The sequence below is a fragment of the Myxococcales bacterium genome (assembly GCA_016712525.1).
GTDB lineage: Bacteria > Myxococcota_A > Polyangia > Polyangiales > Polyangiaceae > JAAFHV01.
The window spans coordinates 1-5,195 of the sequence record JADJQX010000010.1 but is presented as its reverse complement, the minus strand read 5'-3'; the positions used below and the strand labels follow the sequence as shown (position 1 = coordinate 5,195).

Genomic DNA, 5,195 nt, shown 5'->3' with positions numbered 1-5,195 from the left:
CCGCCCTCCCCGCCTACGTGGTCGCGACCAGTCTCCTCGGTTCCTGCAGAGCCGTCGGGGTTTTCGTGGTGGAGGGAACAACTCGTCGGCACCCCAACGAGTCGCGCCAGTGCGTCGGGAACCCCGTGAACCACGAGCGTCGGCGAGTTCGTCCGCGGGTCGCGCGCGTTGCGGGCCAGCCGCTCGACCCAGGTCGCGCGGCGATGCGCACGACGGTCCCGGGAACTCCGCGTCGAGCGCGGCGGGGCCGGGTTCAGAACCTCTTCGAACTCGACGTGTTCGCTCCACAACGTGTCCACGAACGCCCGACGCAGGGCGCACGCCGACAGGTCCGTCCACAGCAGGCTCGCGTGGTGCCACACCGGCAAGCGGCGGGGCCTCCGCGGCGTCGGCGGGAGGGACGGCGAGGGCGTCGGCGCGGGCGGCGCGGGTCGTGAGCGCGGCTCCTGGGGCACGGGCGGCGGCGCCGAAGGCGCGACGGGCAGGTCGACGACACGGCCTTGCAGAAGCGGTCCCGTGCTCGCGCAACACCGCGTCACCTGCGGGCAGCTCGCGCAGATCGGAAGCGAGGCGCGGTACCGTTGGCGGTCGCCGCTCCGACGCGTGCGAATCTCGCTGGGGCGCAGAATCTGCCCGGCCGGGCAGTGCACCTGGCCGGCGGCGTCGCGCGTGAAGTGCTCCGGGCCGAACCGCTCCGGCTCCGACTCGGACGGGGCTTGCTCCCGCGCCGAGGGCGTCGCGGGCACGTCGGGCGTCGCGGGCACGTCGGGCGTCGCGGGCACGTCGGGCGTCGCGGGCGCGTCGGGCGTCGCGGGCGCGTCGGGCGTCGCCGTCCTTCCATCGGGCGGGGCCTCGATCGGGGTCGGTTCAATCGGCGTGACGGCCACCTCCCACGGCGTCACGCGCAGCGCGGCCTCCGCCACGAGCGCCTGCCCGAGCACGACGCGGTGATTCCAGACCCATTGGCTCATCAGTTGGAACAGGTCCTGACCGAGCGCGCGGTGGGTGATCCACCGATCGGTGGTCATCTCCTGATCTTCCTGCGCGAGGGTCGCTTCGAGCGCCCCGCGCCCCAGGTACAGCGAAACGATCTCCGCCGCGCTCGCCACGTCGGGCGGCAGACTGGTGACGAACAGCTCGTACACGAATCCGTCGTGCAGGTGCCCCACCGCGGGTTTGCCCCAGGCCGCGGGCCACGCCGTACGTGTCACGATCAGGCGTGTGCGAACCGAGGGGCCTCCGTCCAGGCGGCTCCACTCCAGGTCGGGCACGTCGAACAGCTCGCGCACGATCGGGCTGTCCGGTTGCTGCATCGTCCGTGCACTTCCGCGACTCACGACCGCGCGCACGTCGGGATGCGCCAACAGGGTCGCGTAGTCCTTGGCGCGGATCAACCACCCGACCTGATGCCCCGCGATCTGCGCGATCGACGCCTGCGAACCGAACTCGCCATCCGCGCGCACGACGACCGAGCCCAGCTCGACGCGGACCGCGCGGCACAAGGCCACGATCTGGGTACAGCCCTGATCGAGCAGCGCCGCGCGGTGCCCGTTGCCCGGCTGGGCCATTCCGGGAGCCACATCCCCGCGTGCGCCAGAAGCACGGCCGTCCGCGTGCGAATCGCATCGGCGCGTTTGCGCCCCGAACGCCCCGCCGTGCTCGCGGCGCGCGGGCGCTGCACCGGCGGACGCATCGGGTCGTCGACGGCGGGGGCTTGCAACGACGCCAGGTGGGTCGGATCAAAGTCGAACAGGCGCCACCGGCGGTTTTCGCGATCGATCAAACCGAGCAGTCCCTCGGGCGGAACCCGCGCGGCGAGGTCGGACGAAAAGAGGGCCCGCAAGGAGTCCAGGAGCGGCGCGTCGACGGCCTTGAGCAGGGCCATGAAGCCCGAGCGCGTGGGCAGCTTGCGCCGTCCCCACAGGGCGGCGAACATCGGTCCGTGAGGCCCCAGGTGGCGGAAGAACCCGCGCACGGAACGCTCGTGGCTCAGGCTGACGAGGAGCAGGACGAGGGTGAGATCGACGGCTTCGAACTGCTTGCTCGAACGCTCCCAGCGCAGCGCGCGCAGGGAGTCGACCAGTCCCCAGGACTGCCACGCGGTCAGGAGCATCGTGGCCTGCGGGGTCCACGGCGGTGGATCTTTGCGGCTCGTGGGGGTGGTGGAAATGCGAATCGGTGAAGTAGACTCCTGGCGCTCGTCGGTCATGGGAACCTCCTTGGTTGGCACCGGAAGGATCCTGTGACCGACGAGGTTTCCCAAGAGCTCCAGAGCCCCGAAATCAAAGTAGTTGCGACGAGACTGGTCGCGACCACGTAGGCGGGGGAGGGCGGGGGAGGGGGCTCCGATCGAGAGGCGCTCCCGGGCCGCCCGGGAGCGTACGGGTGGGGGGTGGAGCGCCCGTCAGGCGTCGTGGGTTCCGGTGTCTTGTTCTGGGCGCTCACGTCGTTGGCGGGGTGACGTCGGACGTGACCTTCACGGCGGTGGCGGGGTCGGCCTTCGGGGCCTTGGCCTTCCTGGCGCGGACCTTCTGCGCGCGGGCGCGGCCCTGGATGATGGACTCACCGTGGGCTTCACCGTGGCGCCGCACGTTGGCGTAGCTATCGGGCGGGAGGACGCCCCGCGCGATGCGCCGGGTGGACTCTTCGTAGGCGTCGTCGACGGCGCGCGTCCCGGAGTCTTCGAGGATGAGGCGGGAGGCTTCGGCGAGCTTGAGGCGGGTCGTGGGCGCTCGATGTCGCCATAGACCTTGTCGAGCGCGGCGCCGATGCGCCCGCAGCGTGCGGCGTTGGGCGCAATGCAAGATCCCCATGGCAGATCGCATTGCGTATTGTTGAGAAGGTCTGGGGACGATGCGATCTCCCCGATCCCCGTCGCCTTCGGGCGACCCCGAGTTCTGGCGCGCTCACGTCACGGCGTGGACGCGCAGTGGCCTGAGCGCTCGTGCCTACGCGGCCGAGCACAACCTCAAGGCCCCGACCCTCTACGCATGGCGGCGTCGGCTTCGTCCCGAGCCCGCGGCCCGCACCGCCCCGCGTCTGGTCCCGATCACGCTGGAAGCGCCTGCCCTGTGTGAGCTGGGGCTGCGCGACGGCCGCACGCTGCGCTTCCCCACGCACCTCGAGCCCGCCACACTCGCCGCATTCCTGCGCGTGCTGGAGGCGTCGTGATCCTGCTGCCCGCCACGCGTCCCGTCTATGCCGCGCTGGGCACCGTCCACCTGCGCAACTCCTTCGACCGGCTGGTGGCGATCGCCCACGACGAGCTCGGACTCGACGCGCTTCGCAGCGCCGTCGTGCTCTTCGTCAACCGCGATCGGACGCGCTGCAAGATGCTCTTCCACGACGGCTCGGGGCTGGTGATTCTGTACAAGCGCCTGGACCGTGGCCGCTTCCAGCTCCCCGTCGCCGTTCAGCCCACCGACCGCTCGGTGAAACTCGAACCGCGCGAGCTCCCGGTGCTGCTGGCGGGCTTCACGCGACGCACCCCCTGAAAATCGTACGCCCCCCGGAATTTCGTCCCGTCGAGACGCGTTGACCGCGCGTGGAGCTGGACGAGGCCGTCGCGACGATCGCGTTGCTGCAAGGGCAAATCGAAGCCCAGGAGCGCCTGCTGGCCGCGCGCGACGCGACGATCGCCGAGCTCCAGCTCGAGCTGTTGCGCAAGGAGTTCGAGCTCGCACGCGTTCGCCGCGCGCTCTTCGGCGTGCGGAGCGAACGCGTCACGCCCGAGGAGCTGGTGTTGCCGGGGCTGGACCTGTCGGCGCCTTCCGACGGCACGCCCCCCACCGAACCGGAGTCGTCACGCAAACGGAAGGTCCGGGAGCACGAACGCGGCGCGTCGTCGCGACGCCGCCGCGCGCGGTTGGAGCTGGACCCCGCGTGCGTGACGGACGAACACGTCGTCCTCGATCCCGAGTCCACGACCTGCGCGTGTTGTGGGACGGCGTTGGTCGCGATTGGCGAGGAGACGCGTACGGTGATCGAGCGCGAGCCCGCGCGCTACCGCCGCGTCACGACGCACCGGCGCAAGTTCGCCTGTGGCGCGTGCAAGCAGAACGGCGTCGTGATCGCGCCACCGCCCGAGCCGCCGAGCACCGGCGCCGGGCCCGTCGGCGCCACGCTCGCGGTCGACACGGTCGTGGCGCACTTCCACGATCACCTGCCGTTCCATCGCCTCGTGAGCGTGTTCGAGCGGGAGGGCCTGTCGATCGATCGTGGGACGCTCTCCCGCGTGTCGGGTCGCGTGGGGTCCCTGTTGGCGCCCGTGGTCGCGACGATGGAGCACGAGGTGCTGAGCTCGAAGGGCGTCGTCGGGATCGACGGCACGGGCGTCCAGATCTTCGCGAGCCCCCACTGCGCGCGACGCACGATCTACGTTCTGCACGGGCAGGAGCACGTCGTGTTTCGCGCGCTCAAGGCCGACACCGCGGCCCATGTGCTGGAAGGCTTCGTGGGCTTCAACGGCATCGTGATCTGCGACGCGGCGAAGGTGCATCTGGGCACGGTGAGCGCGTCGCTCCACCTGGTCGTCGCGCTCTGCAACGCGCACGCACGGCGCAACTTCTACGACGCGCGCGCGACCGATCGGGAACACGCCGATCACGCGCTGGGCTTCTACCAGGACCTCGCCCGTCACGAGCGACGGTGGCAAGACCTCGACCCCCTGGCGCGACAACGGGAGCGCGAAACGGTGCTGCGCCCGCGCTTCGAGGCGTTCCACACCTGGTTGCGCACCGAGCGGCTGAGGCTGTGGCCTCGCACGCCGATGGCGGAGGCGTTCGACTACGTCTTGCGGCACTGGGAGGGGCTCACGCGCTTCCTCACCGACGGCGACATTCCGTGGACGAACAATGCGAGCGAACGTCTCCTGAGGCACGTGGTGCTGGGACGAAACGCGTGGGTCTTTCGCGGCTCGTTCGAGGGCGCCGAACACGGATGCGTACTGTGGAGTCTGATGTTGAGTTGCCGCCGCCTCGGGATCAACCCGCGGCAGTACCTGCTCGACACGCTGGAGGCGTTGCGAACGACGCCCCACGGGCGCCTCTCCGAGCTCACGCCGCGCGAGTACGCGCGTCGTCAACGCGCGACCACCCACACCGAGTAACGTCCTCAACCGAGCCGCGCCAATCACATCGCCGAAACGGCGACAAGAGGTCCGTCCCGACGTTCGGGATGGGGATCGAACATCGGAT

General features: G+C 70.6%; 5 protein-coding genes. 3 read left to right on the top strand and 2 right to left on the bottom strand.

Annotation, left to right across the window (positions count from 1 at the left end):
- The coding region (locus tag IPK71_37115) for a hypothetical protein (GenBank protein ID MBK8219377.1) at positions 1 to 1,568 on the bottom strand (1,568 nt) is incomplete at its 3' end.
- 873 nt (positions 1,569 to 2,441) lie between these two features.
- Positions 2,442 to 2,813 (bottom strand): hypothetical protein, encoded by a 372-nt coding sequence (locus IPK71_37110; protein ID MBK8219376.1) that lies wholly within the window; start codon positions 2,811 to 2,813, stop codon positions 2,442 to 2,444.
- Between the two features lie 40 nt (positions 2,814 to 2,853).
- Between IPK71_37110 and IPK71_37105 the strand changes: the two genes are divergently transcribed.
- From IPK71_37105 to IPK71_37095, 3 genes are read left to right on the top strand one after another with little or no spacing between them, the layout of a single operon-like run.
- Positions 2,854 to 3,171 carry a hypothetical protein gene (locus IPK71_37105; GenBank protein MBK8219375.1) on the top strand — a complete coding sequence of 106 codons (318 nt, stop codon included), beginning with the start codon at positions 2,854 to 2,856 and terminating at the stop codon, positions 3,169 to 3,171.
- Positions 3,168 to 3,494: an IS66 family insertion sequence element accessory protein TnpB gene (gene tnpB / locus IPK71_37100; protein MBK8219374.1), complete on the top strand. Its 327-nt coding sequence runs from the start codon at positions 3,168 to 3,170 to the stop codon at positions 3,492 to 3,494. Before IPK71_37105 ends, tnpB begins: the two co-directional genes overlap by 4 nt.
- 50 nt (positions 3,495 to 3,544) lie before the next feature.
- On the top strand, positions 3,545 to 5,107 hold the full coding sequence (locus tag IPK71_37095; protein ID MBK8219373.1) for an IS66 family transposase: 1,563 nt from the start codon (positions 3,545 to 3,547) through the stop codon (positions 5,105 to 5,107).
- The last annotated feature ends 88 nt before the right edge of the window (positions 5,108 to 5,195 follow it).

Bases quoted from the DNA above. Each gene is read 5' to 3' on its own strand.
- IPK71_37110 (MBK8219376.1), bottom strand. From the start codon at position 2,813: ATGGGGATCTTGCATTGCGCCCAACGCCGCACGCTGCGGGCGCATCGG.
- IPK71_37105 (MBK8219375.1), top strand. From the start codon at position 2,854: ATGCGATCTCCCCGATCCCCGTCGCCTTCGGGCGACCCCGAGTTCTGG.